The organism is Flavobacterium sp., from assembly GCF_032153895.1.
Classification (GTDB): domain Bacteria; phylum Bacteroidota; class Bacteroidia; order Flavobacteriales; family Flavobacteriaceae; genus Flavobacterium.
Genome location: NZ_JALDYN010000041.1, coordinates 1 through 16,495, shown reverse-complemented (window position 1 = coordinate 16,495; position 16,495 = coordinate 1). Strand labels below are relative to the sequence as shown.

Annotated in this window: 13 protein-coding genes and 1 tRNA gene; 6 read left to right on the top strand and 8 right to left on the bottom strand. The window is 36.1% G+C overall.

Features of this window, described 5'->3' with window-relative positions:
- The coding region (locus RUH60_RS10770) for an AMP-binding protein (protein WP_313808186.1) at window positions 1–400 on the bottom strand (400 nt) is incomplete at its 3' end.
- Window positions 401–534: 134 nt separating this feature from the next.
- On the opposite strand from RUH60_RS10770, the gene RUH60_RS10765 reads away from it, so the two are divergent.
- Together RUH60_RS10765 and RUH60_RS10760 are read left to right on the top strand one after the other, a co-directional pair.
- Window positions 535–2,460, top strand: coding sequence for a sulfatase-like hydrolase/transferase (locus tag RUH60_RS10765; RefSeq protein WP_313808184.1), 1,926 nt, complete (start codon window positions 535–537; stop codon window positions 2,458–2,460).
- Between the two features lies 1 nt (window position 2,461).
- Window positions 2,462–3,034: a dual specificity protein phosphatase family protein gene (locus RUH60_RS10760; RefSeq protein WP_313808182.1), complete on the top strand. Its 573-nt coding sequence runs from the start codon at window positions 2,462–2,464 to the stop codon at window positions 3,032–3,034.
- A gap of 50 nt (window positions 3,035–3,084) precedes the next feature.
- On the opposite strand, the gene RUH60_RS10755 is transcribed toward RUH60_RS10760, so the two are convergent.
- The 4 genes from RUH60_RS10755 to RUH60_RS10740 all read right to left on the bottom strand — a co-directional run bounded on the left by RUH60_RS10755 (window position 3,085) and on the right by RUH60_RS10740 (window position 10,139).
- On the bottom strand, window positions 3,085–4,050 hold the full coding sequence (locus RUH60_RS10755) for a hypothetical protein (protein WP_313808180.1): 966 nt from the start codon (window positions 4,048–4,050) through the stop codon (window positions 3,085–3,087).
- Between the two features lie 13 nt (window positions 4,051–4,063).
- The gene (gene purL / locus RUH60_RS10750; RefSeq protein WP_313808178.1) at window positions 4,064–7,729 is read right to left on the bottom strand and encodes a phosphoribosylformylglycinamidine synthase; all 3,666 of its coding nucleotides are present in this window, start codon (window positions 7,727–7,729) and stop codon (window positions 4,064–4,066) included.
- A 166-nt stretch (window positions 7,730–7,895) separates the two neighbouring features.
- Entirely contained in the window at window positions 7,896–8,546 is a 651-nt protein-coding gene (locus tag RUH60_RS10745) for a DUF1579 domain-containing protein (RefSeq protein WP_313808176.1), read from the bottom strand.
- A gap of 18 nt (window positions 8,547–8,564) precedes the next feature.
- A complete protein-coding gene (locus tag RUH60_RS10740) occupies window positions 8,565–10,139 on the bottom strand; it encodes a right-handed parallel beta-helix repeat-containing protein (protein WP_313808174.1) in 1,575 nt (524 codons plus the stop codon).
- A 146-nt stretch (window positions 10,140–10,285) separates the two neighbouring features.
- Between RUH60_RS10740 and RUH60_RS10735 the strand changes: the two genes are divergently transcribed.
- The 4 genes from RUH60_RS10735 to RUH60_RS10720 all read left to right on the top strand — a co-directional run bounded on the left by RUH60_RS10735 (window position 10,286) and on the right by RUH60_RS10720 (window position 12,670).
- Window positions 10,286–10,711: a hotdog fold thioesterase gene (locus RUH60_RS10735; RefSeq protein WP_313808173.1), complete on the top strand. Its 426-nt coding sequence runs from the start codon at window positions 10,286–10,288 to the stop codon at window positions 10,709–10,711.
- Between the two features lies 1 nt (window position 10,712).
- The gene (locus RUH60_RS10730) at window positions 10,713–11,786 is read left to right on the top strand and encodes an isochorismate synthase (protein ID WP_313808171.1); all 1,074 of its coding nucleotides are present in this window, start codon (window positions 10,713–10,715) and stop codon (window positions 11,784–11,786) included.
- Window positions 11,787–11,788: 2 nt separating this feature from the next.
- Window positions 11,789–12,505, top strand: coding sequence for a bacillithiol biosynthesis deacetylase BshB1 (gene bshB1 / locus RUH60_RS10725; protein ID WP_313808188.1), 717 nt, complete (start codon window positions 11,789–11,791; stop codon window positions 12,503–12,505).
- An 89-nt stretch (window positions 12,506–12,594) separates the two neighbouring features.
- Window positions 12,595–12,670, top strand: a tRNA-His gene (locus RUH60_RS10720).
- Window positions 12,671–12,770: 100 nt separating this feature from the next.
- On the opposite strand, the gene RUH60_RS10715 is transcribed toward RUH60_RS10720, so the two are convergent.
- The 3 genes from RUH60_RS10715 to RUH60_RS10705 form a co-directional block, all read right to left on the bottom strand.
- Complete coding sequence (locus RUH60_RS10715) at window positions 12,771–13,235, bottom strand: DoxX family protein (protein WP_313808169.1); 465 nt, start codon at window positions 13,233–13,235, stop codon at window positions 12,771–12,773.
- Window positions 13,236–13,247: 12 nt separating this feature from the next.
- Window positions 13,248–14,657 carry an HmuY family protein gene (locus tag RUH60_RS10710; RefSeq protein WP_313808167.1) on the bottom strand — a complete coding sequence of 470 codons (1,410 nt, stop codon included), beginning with the start codon at window positions 14,655–14,657 and terminating at the stop codon, window positions 13,248–13,250.
- 15 nt (window positions 14,658–14,672) lie between these two features.
- Window positions 14,673–16,495: TonB-dependent receptor domain-containing protein (locus RUH60_RS10705; RefSeq protein WP_313808165.1), on the bottom strand; the 1,823-nt coding region annotated here is incomplete at its 5' end.

The following is a 16,495-nucleotide window of genomic DNA, read 5'->3' as shown; positions in this document are numbered from 1 at the left end:
CTTTTAAAGATGGAATATTTGCTTTTACACTGATTAACTTATTATAAACCTCCTGGTCAGAAACGAATACATATTTAGATTCCGAGTGGTTTAGAATGTACTCGTAATCTTCCGCCGAAATAGTCGGATACATTGGAACTGTCTGTGCTCCGGTCTGTAAAGTTCCTATGTCAGTAATATGCCACTCTGTTCTGTTGTTCGAGGAAATGATCGCAATTTTATCATTTTTCTGAACTCCTAAACGAAGTAATGCTCGTGAAATAGCATTGGCTTTGTCAAGATATTCTTTGGTTGAAGTTTTAATCCATTCTCCATCGTATTTTGTAACTAATGCGTCTGAGAGATTGTATTTTTCCAATTGATAATAAGGAAAATCAAAAAGGCGGGTAACGTTAGTCATAAGTTAGTGTTTTTAGCAACTGCAAATTATAAAAAAAATAATAAAATTTGTTTAAAGTTTTAATAATACTTGATAAAAACTAACGATATTTTGTAATTTTGACGACCAATTTTACTGATTTCCATTAATTTAACATGAAGAAATTTTTTCGTTTAGAAGAATATAAAGCACTGTTTTATAGACTCTTTTTAGCTTATTTTTTTTATTTTTTGGCCAGATTGTTATTTGTTTTTTACAATAATAAGTTGCTTAAAGTAGATTCTGTAGCAGATTTTTTTAGTTTGCAGTACCACGGAATGGCATTCGATACTACAGCGATTCTTTATACTAACGGATTATTTATCTTACTGTCAATTTTCCCTTTTTGGATTAATACTAAAGAAGGTTACCAAAAGGTTTTAAAATATATTTACTTCATTTTCAATTTTATAGCTTATTCTGCGAATTTTGTAGATTTTATTTACTACAAATACATTTATTCCCGAACCACTATTGCCGTTATTGATGTTTTGGAGCATGAAACCAATAAAGGGAATATGTTTTTCAGGTTCATGGTAAGTTATTGGCACGTGTATTTGTTGTTCATTGTATTAGCTATTTTGTGGATTTATCTTTATAAGTTTGTTAAAGTAGACTATCAAAAACCAGAGAAACCTTTAACTTATTTTGTGTCTTCAGTTGTTGGGGTTTTAGTTATCGCTACATTGGCAATTGGAGGAATCCGAGGTGATTTTAAGAAAAGTACCAGACCATTGAATATGATTGATGCCAGCAGGTACGTAAAACAACCGGCACATTCTGATGTTGTATTGAATACACCGTTTTCAATAATGCGTACCATCGGAAAAACAAGTTTTAAAAAGGTTGATTTAGTTGATGCAAAAGTTATCGAAACTAATTTTCACCCAATAAAGCGATACAACAATAATCCTAAAACAACACCAAATATTGTACTAATAATTACCGAAAGTTACGGAAGAGAATATTGGGGAGCTTTTAATGAGGAAATGAATATCAAAGATTATGTAAGTTATACACCTTTTCTGGATTCGTTAGCGCAACAAAGTCTAATTTTTCCTAACGGATTTGCTAACGGCAGTAAATCGATACATGGAATGTCTTCAGTTATTGCAGGAATACCTTCGTTTAAAGATGCTTTTACATCATCACCATTTCCAAAACAAAAAATACAATCGTTGGTATCAACACTTAAAGAAATGGGGTATGATACTTCTTTTTTTCATGGAGCGCCAAATGGATCGATGGGCTTTTTAGGCTTCGGAAATATTTTAGGTTTCGATCATTATTATGGTAAAACAGAATATAATAATGACTCTGATTTCGACGGCAATTGGGGTATTTGGGACGAGCCATTTATGCAATTCATGAAGCAGGAATTAGATAAAAAGAAAGCCCCTTTTTTCAGTGCAATTTTTACTGTTTCTTCCCATGAACCTTATATTGTCCCTGAAAAGTATAAAGGAAAGTTTCCTAAAACGGATAATCCGATGCATCAATGTGTTGGTTATACTGATTTTGCTTTCAAAAGATTTTTCGAGGAAGCCAAAAAACAACCATGGTTTAACAATACTATCTTTATAATTACAGCAGATCATGGTAACCTGACAACTTATGAAGCATATAGTAAAATTATCAATCGTCAGGCTGTACCAATTTTATTTTACAAACCAGATGGAAGTTTAAAGGGGAAAAACATGGATCTGGCCCAACAGATAGATATTTATCCAACTGTTTTAGATTTGATTGGTTATGATAAACCATTTAGAAGTTGGGGAAGAAGTTTAGTTGGGGATAAAAACACACAACCATACGTTATAAATTATAGTGGAAATCAGTATCAGTTTCAACGTGGAAATTATATTTGTACTTTTGAAGGAAATCAAATTACAGGTTTTTACAGTAAAGAGGATAAAAATCTGAAAAAGAACCTTATAAGCAAGAAAAATACTGAAATGATTGCCACGGGTGAAGCCTGTAAAGCTTTCATTCAGGATTATTTCGCTAGAATTATAGATCAGAAATTATATTACAATAATTAGTATGAAGAAAAAAATTGCAATAGTTGTTTTGGTTGCAGCCGCGATTTTTGGCGGAAAGTATGTGTACGATATGCACATCAATCACAATTTTGAAACGATTACCGAAGGAAAAGTATATAAAAGTGGTGTAATTCCACCAGATGAATTAGAAGATTACATTAAAGAACACAATATAAAAAGTGTAGTCGATTTACGTTTCCCCGGAACTGGTGATGATGTCAACAACCCAGAAATTCCGGAAGAATTAACCGCTGAAAAAGAAGCTATTGCTAAGATTCCGGGTGTTAATTATTTCAATAACGGTTCTGACCAAGTTCCGAAGCAACACAATTTGGATACTTTTTTTAAAATCATGGACAATCCGGATAATTATCCTGTTTTAATTCATTGTTATCACGGTGTTGGTCGAGCGGAAATGTATTCAGCTTTATATCGAATTGAATATGAAGGAATGGATAAAGATAAAGCCAGAACATCCACAAGATTTTTAACAAAATGGAGTTCCTTCGATTTAGGAAAACCAAAAGGAGATTATCTTCACAATTATAAATCGAGAAAAGATTCTATTAAATAAAAAAAAGCTGTCAATTTTGACAGCTTTTTTGTTTGTTATATTGATGTATCTTAATCAAAAAGCAAATCTACAATTATCGCATTTGATCCTATAAGATTGTAATCTAGTTCTACAAAGTCGGAATTATTAGTTTGATAGTTAATCTTTAGAATTCCCAGTTTACTATTTGTATTGAAAATTATATTTAAATATTCACCATTATGAAAAACGGAACCCCCATTATTGCTTCCAACTGCATATACCTGGCCAACTGATTTATCAGAAATAGAAAAATTATCCAAATTATATTCGAAAGGTCTGACTCCGTTGATAATGTTAGTGTTCCCTCTTTTCATCAGGGCTATTTTAGAATTATTTATTTTAGCTAATCTGGTACTGTTTATAGATTCTGAATTTGCTAACAATTCTGTAGTAGTTTTTTGTACTAAATCTATTTCAACTAAACCTTCTGTGAGGGTTGAAAGATATAATTTGTTATTTATTAATTCAGTTGAAGTTATGCTTCGTTGATAAAAATTTATTTCTAAATCTGTGATTTCATAGTTTTGAAGATTTATTGAAACAATCTTGTTAGGTCGCTCATCATTTGGCATATTTTCACTTACAATTGCTATAAGTTTTGTTCCATCATATTCGAGAGAAGTAACAATTGGTTCTAACATATTTGCGGTCACCGAGCTAGGTAAATTCAATTGTATGTTAGTTGTGTTTCCGGTAGATTTATTAAAAACAATGAGCACATTCGGTTGAGATAAAGTGGCTTCTAACGAATAAATTTTATCACCAACATTACTTAAAGTAGAAAGCATTATTAAGTTGTGATTGTTTTCAATTTGTCCAATTTTAATTGTTTCTCCAGAATTATTTCCAATTTCATAAACTTCGCCTTCACTGGTAATAGTAAGCAATTTAAAAGTGTCAACAATGGAATTGTTACTTGCTTCAGAATCTGAAGATTGACAAGAAAAAAGAAAAAAGGATATTGAAAGCAAGATTAAAAAAAGTGCTTTTTTCATAGTTTATTTTGAATTATTTTTTTGCTTCAATCCATTTTCTTGCGTTCACAAAAGCTTCATGCCATGGCGTAACTTCATCTTTGTGTCCGTTATCCGGATAATGAGCCCAGTTCCAAGGGAAAGTTGAACGCTCAATATGTGGCATCGTTACCAAGTGACGACCGGTTTTGTCACACATCATTGCCGTGTTGAAAGCTGAACCGTTCGGATTTGCAGGATATTCTTCATAACCATATTTTCCAACGATGTTGTATTTATCTTCGGAATATGGTAGATTGAATTTACCTTCACCATGAGAAATCCAAACCCCTAAAGTAGTGCCTTCCAATGAAGAAAGCATTACCGAATTATTTTTCTGTACCGTCACTGAAGTAAAGTTACTTTCGTGTTTCTGTGAATTGTTGTGAAGCATTTTTCCGTGAACTTCATGCTCCGGATTGATCAATTCCAATTCCATGAACAACTGACATCCGTTACAAATTCCAACTGACAAAGTATCTTCACGGTTGAAGAAATTCTTCAATGCGGTATTTGCTTTTTCGTTGTATAAAAACGCTCCGGCCCAACCTTTAGCAGAACCTAAAACGTCTGAATTTGAGAATCCACCAACTGCTCCAATGAATTGAATGTCTTCCAAAGTTTCACGGCCTGAAATCAAATCCGTCATGTGAACATCTTTAACATCGAATCCTGCCAAATACATTGAGTTTGCCATTTCACGCTCGGAATTACTTCCTTTTTCACGGATAATAGCAGCTTTTGGCCTTGGTTTTGAATTGTCGATAACTGGTGCTTTTCCGTCAAAATGAGATGGGAAAGTATAGGTTAGCGGTTGTTTTTTGTAGTTTTCGTAACGTGCAGCTGCCATTCCGTTTTTCGATTGTTTTGAATCCAAAAGGAAAGACGTTTTGAACCAAGTATCTCTTAATTTTGAAATACTTAATGTGAAAGCATCGTCATTGTTGATGAAAGTAACCACATCGCCTTCCACAACGGAACCAATGTTGAAAATCTCGATATTATTTTGAGCAAAAACCGCTTCAACTTCTGTATCAGCCTGGAAAACCAAACCGATATTTTCGTTGAACAAAGCTTTCACTGTGTCTTTTTCGCCTAACGAAGTTAAATCGAACGAAGCGCCTAATTTCACATCGGCAAAACACATTTCCAATAAAGTAGTGATTAAACCACCGCTTCCTACGTCGTGTCCGGCCATAATTTTACGGTCTTTAATTAAATCCTGTAAAACATTGAACGCTTTTTTGAAGAATTCCGTATTTTGAATGGTAGGAACTTCAGAACCAATTTTGTTTAAAATCTGAGCCAAAGAAGAACCACCTAATTTGAAAGTGTCCTGTGATAAATTGATATAGTAGATGTTTCCGCCGTTTCTTTTCAGAACAGGTTCCACAACTTTAGTAATATTTGAACAGTTTCCGGCTGCCGAAATAATAACCGTTCCCGGTGCGATTACTTCATCGTTCGGATATTTCTGTTTCATGGAAAGCGAATCTTTTCCGGTTGGAATATTGATGCCTAATTCAATAGCGAAATCCGAACAACCTTTTACTGCTTCGTATAATCTTGCGTCTTCTCCTTCATTTTTACAAGCCCACATCCAGTTTGCAGAAAGCGAAACCGATTTTAAACCGTCTTTTAACGGAGCCCAAACGATGTTGGATAATGCTTCTGCAATCGCAGTTCTTGAACCCGCAACAGGATTAACCAAAGCTGCAATAGGAGAGTGTCCGATTGAAGTAGCAATTCCTTCTTTTCCTTTGAAATCCAACGCCATAACCCCAGCGTTGTTTAGTGGTAATTGTAATGGTCCGGCACATTGTTGTTTGGCAACGCGTCCGCCCACACAACGGTCGACTTTGTTGGTTAACCAATCTTTACAAGCTACTGCTTCTAATTGCAAAACTTGGTTTAAATAGGTTGGAATATTTTCAGTTGAATAATTTAAGTCTGAATAATTTGTCGCAACCGTTTTGTCGGTCATGATGGTTTTTGGTGAACTTCCGAAGAAATCTTCCAAAGCATAATCCATCGGTTTTGCGCCAGTTGTTTTGGATTCGAATGTAAAACGGTGATCTGAAGTCACATCTCCAACCTGATACATTGGCGAACGCTCACGGTCAGCAATTTTCTGTAAAATATCAATGTTTTCTTCTCCGATAACTAATCCCATTCTTTCCTGAGATTCGTTTCCGATGATTTCTTTAGCCGAAAGGGTAGGGTCACCAACTGGTAATTTATCTAAATCGATTAAACCACCCGTATCTTCAACTAATTCCGAAAGACAGTTTAAGTGACCACCCGCACCATGATCGTGAATCGACACGATTGGATTGTTGTCGCTTTCCACCAAACCACGAATGGCATTGGCAGCACGTTTTTGCATTTCCGGATTCGAACGTTGGATAGCATTCAATTCGATTCCTGAACCGAAAGCACCTGTATCTGCAGAGGAAACCGCAGCACCACCCATTCCGATTCTATAATTTTCTCCACCAAGGATTACGATTTTATCGCCTTCCTGTGGTTTCTTTTTGATTGCTTGGTCTAATTTTCCGTAACCGATTCCACCTGCCTGCATGATTACTTTGTCGTAACCTATTTTGCGGTTGTTTTCCTCGTGTTCGAAAGTTAAAATTGAACCTGTAATTAATGGCTGGCCGAATTTGTTACCGAAATCGGAAGCTCCGTTGGATGCTTTGATTAAGATATCCATTGGCGTTTGGTACAACCAAGGTCTTTCGTTCATGGCTTCTTCCCAAGTTCTATCATTTTCTAAACGAGAATACGAAGTCATGTAAACTGCAGTTCCCGCTAATGGCAATGAACCTTGTCCACCTGCTAAACGGTCACGAATTTCTCCACCAGAACCCGTTGCAGCACCACTGAATGGCTCAACCGTAGTAGGGAAGTTGTGGGTTTCTGCTTTTAATGAAAGAACCGAATCAAATTCTTTCTCCTGGTAAAAATCAGGTTTATCGGCACTTTTTGGAGCGAATTGCGTCACTTTTGGTCCTTTAACAAAAGCAACGTTGTCTTTATAAGCTGAAACAATATCGTTAGGATTTGTTTCGGATGTTTTCTTGATTAACTTGAATAAGGATGTCGGTTTTTCTTCACCATCCACCACAAAAGTTCCGTTGAAGATTTTGTGGCGACAATGTTCTGAATTGGCTTGTGAGAAAGCAAAAACTTCAGAATCCGTTAATTTTCTTCCGATTTTAACCGATAAATCATTCAAATATTCTACTTCTTCATCGCTCAAAGCCAAACCTTCTTGTTTGTTGTAGGCAGCGATATCATCAATATTCAAAATGGCTTCCGGCTGAATGTTGATGGTAAAAATCTCCTGATTCAATTCCGCATATTTTTGCGAAATCATCGGATCGAAAGTGTTGAAATCTGAAGTAGATTTTTCAAATTCTTCAATTCGGATGATGCCTGAAATACCCATATTCTGAGTAATTTCAACAGCATTGGTACTCCAAGGCGTAATCATGGCGGCACGTGGTCCAACAAAAAAATCCGACAGTGCGGATTTCTCTATTTTATGTGCGTTGCCAAAAAGCCAGTTTAATTTGTTGCTATCTTCAGTCGATAATTCGTTTTGCGATTGAACTGCAAAAACAGTGTTCGTTTGGTTTCCGAAGAAATGAATCATTGTATGTAGTTGTTTTAATCAACACGTTTCTAAGGAAGAAGCGTATTGGTTGTGTTGTTGTTTTGAAAGTGCAAATTTATTCTAAAAAAGTCAGTTAACAAAGTTTGAAAGAATAAAAAAAGCACAAGATTTAACCTGTGCTTTTAATAAAAAATCTTTAAAGAATTTATTTTCTTCTGGTCATGATAATTTCCATGTTTTTGAACTCTTTTCCGTCGTATCCGGTGTCAAACATCTCCATTTTTTGAGTGTTTTCGTCCATCATGGTGATTACTTCACGCATTTTTTTCTTTTTCTTGGTTACCGGATCAATGCATTCACCTTCCATTTTGAAAGTTTTAGAAGCTTCGTCATAATTTCCGCGCATCACCATAATTCCGGTACTCATATTGTCAATCCAAGTGGAAACATATTCTTTAGCTGCATTGTCGTAAGCTAAAGTGCTTTTTCCTTCAAACGGCATTCCCATGAAATCGCCTTTGTGAACTGCTTCCTGATATTTACCATCGAAAATGGTTTTGAATTCTGCAGTCATTTTCATTTTCATTGGTTCTGCTCCGGCGCTGTGCCATGAAGTCATGTCTTCATCCCACATTCCGTTGTCTTTTGCCATTTTTTTGTGAGCGTCTCCCGGAGTCGCATATTCCGTCCAGGCTTGCATTACAGCCGCAGAATCAGGGATTACAGCCGCAGCCGCATCTTCAGTTTTAGCCGCTGTAGAATCTACTGTTGACTGAGAGTCTGCCTTTTCTCCGTCTTTTTTGCAGGCAACTAAACTTAACGAAGCGATTGCCAAAGTAAAAATTGTTTTGTTCATAATGTATTGATTTTTGGTTTATTCAAATGAAATAGCATTATAAGCACCCATGTCCCAAGAAGTTGCTGTTCTGGGATTTCCTAAAATATCGAAAGTTCCGCTGGCTACACTTGCATCCGCAGAGTTTTTGGCTGCCGAATCCAATCCGATGATTAATTTATTGTTTTGAGGATTCAGATAATCCGGTTTGTTAGTGTTTGAATTTCTGGCAATGATACAGTTTTGATAATCAGTTGTATTAGCAATTGGATATAACGGATTATTTTGGAATTGTCCGAAATCGAAAAACTTAATTAAACAATGATTAAACGTAAACGGAAAAGCATCATTTCCTTCTTTTTTCAAAGAAATACCGTAGCTGGTTGACCCGTAAATGATACAATTGTCAAAACGAGCATTGGTTAATGCAAATTGAGGGGTTCCGTCACCATTATCAATTGAAACCGAAACTTGGTTTGGTCTTGGCCAATAGTTAGCAAAGGTACAGTGTTTGAAATCGTAATCACCGCCTAGAGAACAAGCTAATCCGGCTTGTCCGCAATTATTGATTACTACATTTTGTCCTTCAAGAGTAGCGGTTTTTGCTAAAATTCCATAATTTGTACAGTTGTAAATTTGTAGGTCTTTCAAGCTAACTGTTCCGGAATTGTGTTCTATCAATAAACCAACTGTTGCGTTTTTAATGGTTACATTTTGGAAACTTCCCGTACTTCCATCTGTCATCCAAATCGTTCCCCATTGACCGGCAATATCGGAGAAATCGGGCTCCAATCGGTCGCTTTCAAAAGTAATTTCATTGTCAACTAAAATATTTCCTTCAGCGTCATAAGTGGAATAAGCACCAATTGCGTTAACAGTCGCTCCGTTTCCAATAATTAAACCGGAATCCGCATGGAAATGAATTTTAGCTCCCGGGTCAATCGCGAGTGTTTCACCAGTTGGAACTGCTGCGTAACCGTAAATTACATAAGGTTTATCGTTGCCCCAATGATATTCGTCTCCGTTGTCTGGGTCAGCATGGTCTAAGTAAAAACCGTAAATTTCTTCATCACCGATGGGTAAAGTTTCGTAAGTTCCGTCACCAAAACGCTGTGGAAATAAAAAGTAAGCATCTCTTACCAAAGTAATTAAATCTACTGTTTGTGGAGCGCCTGCAATGTTGTGAAACTCAATTTGATCGGTATATAAATATTCGGAATCCGGATTGGCATATTCGTCATAATTGATAGTCGTTTCAATGAAAATGTACATGCTGTCTTTAGCAAGTAATTCAATATTTTCGAAGATTTTTCCATCACCAGTTCCGTTTCCGTCGTCATCGTTACCCATCATTCCGTCTACCGTAATTCGGTATTTTGATGCATTTCCTTCGCCTAACTGAATTCTCGGGATTTTGATATCATTATCACTTTTGTTGTACACCTTTAAAGTATAAGTGCTTGAACCGATATTGGTAAAAACGGTATCCAAATAGACAGTTTCTTTAGAAAATTCTAATCCTCCGGTGCTGTATTCAAACTCGAAATCCTGTCTGCAGGACAAAAGGGTTAAGGCAGATAAAACGAAGAGAATCAGATACTTGTTAAAACGCATAAATAGTTTTGGTTTAATGATAAAATACTGCTTTTTTTAAAAAATTCAGCTTACTAAATTAACGTTTTTTTATAATAAATAGTTTGTTTGAACGCACAAATTCTTACAATACAATTTAGTATTTTTACAGAGTAAATTAATTGACTATGATTTTTGATAAAGAAAACGTACTCGCCTTATGCAATAAATGGTGCAAAAACACCTTAATGGAAACCCTTGAAATTGAATATATTGATGCCGAAGAAGGTATGTTAAAAGCCAAAATGCCAGTAAATTCAAGAGTGCATCAACCCATGGGATTATTACATGGCGGTGCTATGGTTGCTTTGGCGGAAAGCGTTGGTAGTGCGGCTTCGCTGATGTTTATCAATACTGAAAAGCAAGAAGTCAGAGGAATAGAAATTTCTGCTAATCATCTTAAAAGTAAGCGGGAAGGAACCGTTTTCGGAACGGCCAAAATTATTCATCAGGGTGCGAGTATTCATTTGTGGGAAATCCGAATTACTGATGAAGAGAACCGATTGATTTCGCTTTGTAAATTAACCAACATGGTTTTACCGAGAAAGAAATAATATGGAAGAATTGTTTGAAATGATGCATTCACATCTGGAGCTGAAACTTCCTTTTGTGCTTTTTTCCAAACCTGGAAAACGCTATGTTACTGGGCTTTTTCAGGAGAATGACATATTACATTTTGTACATACATTTCAGGAGCGAGGTTTTGTTTTTGCACCATTTTCAAGTAATCAGATTGTTTTGTTTCCGGAAGAACAGCAAAAAGTTATGATTGCTGAATTTACGTTAGAGAAGAAAACACAGCAATCAAATGTTTTTTACGAAATTGATGATGAAGCTAAAGTTTCGTTTGAGAATTTAGTTTCTAGAGCGATCTCAGAAATAAGCATCGGAAACTTTCAAAAAGTAGTTTTGTCACGCAAAGAAACGCTCGATTTGAACGGTTTTGAGGTGCAGTCGGTTTTTGAGCGAATGTTGCAGGCCTATCCATCGGCATTTAAATATTGTTTTTACCATCCGAAAGTAGGAATGTGGATGGGAGCAAGTCCGGAACAACTTTTAAAAGTGACTAATTCCGAATTACAAACCGTTGCCTTGGCTGGAACAAAGGTTGATAAAGGCAAAGAAAACGTTAATTGGAAAGATAAGGAGAAGAAAGAACAGCAATTCGTCACCGATTTTATAGTAGAGAATTTAAAAAAGCACGTTGCTGAAACTGCTGTTTCTGAACCTTATACCGTTCAGGCTGGAAGTTTACTGCATATTAAAACTGATATTTCGGCAAAGCTTCCGGAAGCAACAAATGTTTTGCAATCGGTTCTTGAAATTTTGCATCCAACACCGGCAGTTTGCGGTTATCCGAAGCAGAAAGCCAAAGACTTTATACTTGCAAACGAAGGTTACAACAGAGAATATTATGCTGGTTTTTTTGGGGAATTCAACATGAATTTTATCAGCAAAAAAGGGAACTACGCAGATCTTTTTGTAAATTTAAGATGCATGAAGGTAGAACCATCGGAAAACAAAGCACATTTATATATAGGTTGCGGAATTACTGAAGAAAGCAATCCATCCAAAGAATTTCTGGAAACGGTGAACAAATCCATGACCATTAAAAAAATATTGAATTAATGATAAAATTAGACATACTTGCTTTTGGTGCACATCCAGATGATGTAGAATTAGGCTGTGGCGCCACAATCGCAAAAGAAATTGCACTTGGCAAAAAAGTCGGAATAGTTGATTTAACCAGAGGCGAATTAGGTACACGAGGTTCAGCAGAAATCAGAGATGAAGAAGCGGCTGCGGCGGCTAAGATTCTGGGTGTTTCGATTCGCGAGAATTTACGATTTAGAGACGGATTCTTTGTAAACGATGAAAAACATCAATTGGAAATCATCAAAATGATTCGAAAATATCGTCCTGAAATTGTTTTGTGCAACGCTATTGATGATCGTCATATCGACCACGGAAAAGGAAGTAAATTAGTTTCTGACGCGTGTTTTTTATCAGGACTTCGAAGAATCGAAACCGAATTAGATGGTGAAAGTCAAGAAGCCTGGCGCCCGAAACTGGTTTATCATTACATTCAATGGAAAAATATTGAGCCCGATTTTGTGGTGGATGTTACCGGTTTCGTAGAAAAGAAAATAGCAGCGATTATGGCTTATGGTTCTCAATTTTATGAACCGAATTCTAATGAACCGATTACGCCGATTGCTACAAAAAATTTTTTGGACAGCTTGCATTATCGTTCGCAGGATTTAGGGAGACTTATCGGCACAGATTTTGGAGAAGGTTTTACTGTAGAAAGATATGTGGCAGTCAATAGTTTAGCCGATTTGAAGTAAAAATTTTAAAAAAATATTTGCGAAAGCAGAGAAATGCGCTATATTTGCACTCGCTAATCAGGATTTGATTCTTGATTAACACTACAAATGGTGATTGTAGCTCAGTTGGTTAGAGCGTTGGATTGTGGTTCCAAAGGTCGGGGGTTCGAGACCCCTCATTCACCCTGAAAGCTTCGAGTTTCCTCGAAGCTTTTTTTGTTTGAAAAATTTCTGCAATAAAAAAAGCCACCTTAATTAGGCGGCTTTTAAGCTTCTGTTGTACGGATTAAGCTTCCTTCAACTGAACAACAGTTTTGTCCAGTAGAAGCGGTTTCCAAACTTTATACGAAGCGGCAATCAACACACAATTTGCAACTACTAAACAAAGTGTCTGGATTAATTCACCAATTTCATGTCCTTCTAAATATAAGTGGAACAGAAATATATTTACAGTTAACGGCAATGCCACAATAGCACCGATTCTTGAAAATAACTGACTTACCAATAAAAGACCAGCCAAGAGTTCCATAATTCCTAAAAACGGCCAGAAATAGCCAGATTGCTTCATTCCGAAAATGTAGTTTTTGATTTTCAAAACATCTTCAGAAGGTGCAACTTCTTCACCTTTCTGTACTTTTTCAATAATTTCGGTTGGTTTTGGAGTTTCTTTAAATTTTCCGAAACTTCCGTAAATCATGAATCCGCCAACGTAAAGATTCAGAATGATGATTAAAATTTTAAATGCTTTCATGGTTATCAGCTATTAAAGTTTTACATATTCAAAAGTGATGTTTCCTCTTTCACCTGCACCGTTTAACATCGCTGTAAATTTCAATTTGTAGATATTACCGGCTACATCTTTGATTACATAAAAACGATCAGTTCTTACTGATGCAGAAGGTTGCGTCGCTCTCCAGTTTGATCCAATGGCTCTTCTGTCTGCAGCATCAGTTGTGTTGAATTTATTAGTATCAACATTAGCTAAAGCAAATGCATCATAAGTAGATTCTGATGTCAAAACCTGATAAACTCTTGTCCCAGCCAAAGTGTTTGAAGTAACAAAATCTGGATAGTAGTAAGAGATATTTTGTCCCATATATGGAATATGATTCATAAATGTTCCTATAGTAATATCCCATTTCGCTTTTAAGGGTTCTCCAGCAGTTACGCTTCCGTTTACTAAGCTTACGAATGAAAAATTATATGCTTCATCTTTAGAGATGTTTAATTCGCTATGTGTAGTCGCGTCAATATTAGCATAAAGTAATTTATAGCCATTTCCGTTTCTTAAGATTCGAATTTTTTTCCAACCTCTGTCAGCACCAATCATTTCAACACCACTTCCTGGTGCAGGAGTAGTTGCAACTGCTTGTCCTAAGTTTACTAGATATACTTTGTTTTCTGCATCATTGCTTGAAATTTCCGCAATTGAAGTTCCATCGATATTTCCATAAGGATTGTCAATATATCCGGCAGAAGCAGGGTCATAATTTCCAGTAGTTACACTTGCATCTTCAGCTTGAACTTCGTCGATGTTTGTTGTAGCTAATTGTTTAACCGCTAATTTGTTGATTGCTGGGTTCAAAGCAACTCTGAAAACAGAACCACTATAAAAGCCTAATTCCCAATTTGTTCTAACGATTTCTTCTGAGTTTCCAGAACTTAAATCAATATAAACACTGTTAGGGAAAGTATTTCCGCCGATTGCTGGAGTTACCGTGTTATTGGTCATCGGAACTTCATTGAAATTCAAAACTGTAAAATTGTTTGAAGCTTCATGATTAGCTGAAATTCCTGAAATTGAAGCGATTGTAAATTTTACATTTTTAGCTTCTCCTTCGATTGCATCGGTTAATTTTGAGAAAGTAAAAGAAGTAGAAGTAACACCAGAAGCAAATGGAACCGTAATAGTGTTGCTCACTGTTTCCGGTAGCGTTGTAAAATCTGTTCCGTAAGTTGCATTAGTGGCTTCAACGTTTAAAACGATTGTTCCAGACGCTGATGTAGCTTTAGAGAAAGCCACATTTACCGTATTAGCTTCTGTGGTAATGTTAACAGCTTGTGCTACAAAAGCAACATCTGCTGGAGTTTCGGCTGTACTGGTTTCGTCGTCAGAACAACTCATTGCCGTAAAAGCAACGGCAGAAAGGAAAAAATAAATAGCTTTTTTCATAGGTATAAATGTTTATTAAAAATTAAGGTTATATGCTAGTTTTAAGAAATAGGAGCGACCATAGCCCAACAATATGGCACTTGATGTTGCGTGTGCTCCAGAAGTGATTCCCTGATTAATTTGGGTTACATTTAAAATATTACGTGCCCCAACGGTTACATCGAACTGTTTGTTAAAGAACGATTTACGAACTGACGCGTCCATAAAAGAATAGCCTTCGATTTCAGATAGTTTGTAAACAGCCTGACCGTTTTCTGACGAACTTACAAACTGTTGCTGTTTTCCGTTGTATTTGTAGTATAAGGAAACAAGTGTATTGGCTTTTTTGAATTCGTAAGCAAGGTTTACATTGCCCTGAAGGTTGTATAAAAATTTATCATCTGAAACAGCTTCTCCGTCATCAATTTTCTGTGAAATTCCTACCAGAATTGCGCCAACATTTGCTGTGAAATTTTTATATCGAAACTGATGATTGGTAGAGAAATTCCACATTTTATATGCGCTGATATTGATATACTGATATATTGGACCATTGCTACTAGTTCCGACTAATGCCATTTCTATACGATCGTCTACATCCAGAAATCCGGCCGCAGCTTTTGATAGTAACTCGGTATTGGTGTTGATGTCGAATTCTTTTTTCAGATTTACTTCGTAAGAGGTGCTGGTTTCAGGAATTAAGTTCTCGTTTCCGTAAAAATTGTGTCCCGAAAACTGTATTCTGGAATACAATTCTTCAAAAGTCGGGGTTCGGAACGATTGCCCGATAGCTCCACGAACTTCCCATTGTTTGTCAAACAGTTGTCGTAGTCCCAAAGATGTTGCGTATTGTGAATCGAATAGTGATTGAATCGAAGCACGTAAGCCAGGTCGTACGGCAAATTTGTCTGTTAGTTTAATCTCGGAAACAACAAAAAAATCATAATTCTCAAGTCTCTTCTCAATATGAACTTTGGTTAGGTTTTCAGCGTCAACTAAGGCATGACCTTTAGTGTTAGTCAGCTCGTAACCAATTTGTAAATCGGCTTTTGAATTTTTGAAGAAATTAGTAAGTGTACCTGTAGAATAAATAACATCAGCTTCCTGTTGTATTTCTTCGCTTAAATTAGTTTCTTCCTGATTTTCCTGATAATATCTGAAATATTCGTTGTTACGGGTTTGTTTTTGATACGAAACTGAAGCATTATATTTCAAACTGAACAAATTTCCGGAAGCATTTAGGTTGTTGTATAAACGGTTGCTTAAAAAGCGTGTATCGCTAGTATATAATTTAGGGGTAAAGGGAGGAATGACTTCTGATTTGATTGATGGGTCATAATAATCAATATTCTCATTTAGATAATCAAACTTGTAAAAAATTCTGAAATCTCCTTTGGAATAGCCTACCAACGCATTTCCGAAATACTGCTGCTTTGGAAGCCAGGTGTAACCACGTAACATATCGGTTTCCCAATAATCTTTTCCTTTACGGTTGTCGAGATAACCTCTGAAATCATTTCGATTTAAACCGATGGATGCGAACCAGTTATCCGTAATTTGATTGGAAATTTTTAAAGATTGAATATGACGTCCTTCGTTAAAAACGGCATATTCTTCACCAACCGTTTCTTCTTGAACTGAAGCTGCGATTTCCCATTTGTGTTTTGCATTTTTTTTTGTGATGATGTTTAGAATTCCGCTTACAGCATTTGCTCCGTGCGTTACACCCATTGAGCCTTCAATGATTTCAATACGTTCGATATCGTCAAGATTGATTTGAGTGAGGTCAACATTGTTTCCCATACTGTTATCGCTCACAATAGGAATATTATCCATCATAATTTTGAAGTAAGTACCAT

Excerpts from the sequence above, each read along its gene's own strand:
- RUH60_RS10765 (WP_313808184.1), top strand. The coding sequence starts at position 535 with ATGAAGAAATTTTTTCGTTTAGAAGAATATAAAGCACTGTTTTATAGA.
- RUH60_RS10760 (WP_313808182.1), top strand. The coding sequence starts at position 2,462 with ATGAAGAAAAAAATTGCAATAGTTGTTTTGGTTGCAGCCGCGATTTTT.
- RUH60_RS10755 (WP_313808180.1), bottom strand. The coding sequence starts at position 4,050 with ATGAAAAAAGCACTTTTTTTAATCTTGCTTTCAATATCCTTTTTTCTT.
- purL (WP_313808178.1), bottom strand. The coding sequence starts at position 7,729 with ATGATTCATTTCTTCGGAAACCAAACGAACACTGTTTTTGCAGTTCAA.
- RUH60_RS10745 (WP_313808176.1), bottom strand. The coding sequence starts at position 8,546 with ATGAACAAAACAATTTTTACTTTGGCAATCGCTTCGTTAAGTTTAGTT.
- RUH60_RS10740 (WP_313808174.1), bottom strand. The coding sequence starts at position 10,139 with ATGCGTTTTAACAAGTATCTGATTCTCTTCGTTTTATCTGCCTTAACC.
- RUH60_RS10735 (WP_313808173.1), top strand. The coding sequence starts at position 10,286 with ATGATTTTTGATAAAGAAAACGTACTCGCCTTATGCAATAAATGGTGC.
- RUH60_RS10730 (WP_313808171.1), top strand. The coding sequence starts at position 10,713 with ATGGAAGAATTGTTTGAAATGATGCATTCACATCTGGAGCTGAAACTT.
- RUH60_RS10715 (WP_313808169.1), bottom strand. The coding sequence starts at position 13,235 with ATGAAAGCATTTAAAATTTTAATCATCATTCTGAATCTTTACGTTGGC.
- RUH60_RS10710 (WP_313808167.1), bottom strand. The coding sequence starts at position 14,657 with ATGAAAAAAGCTATTTATTTTTTCCTTTCTGCCGTTGCTTTTACGGCA.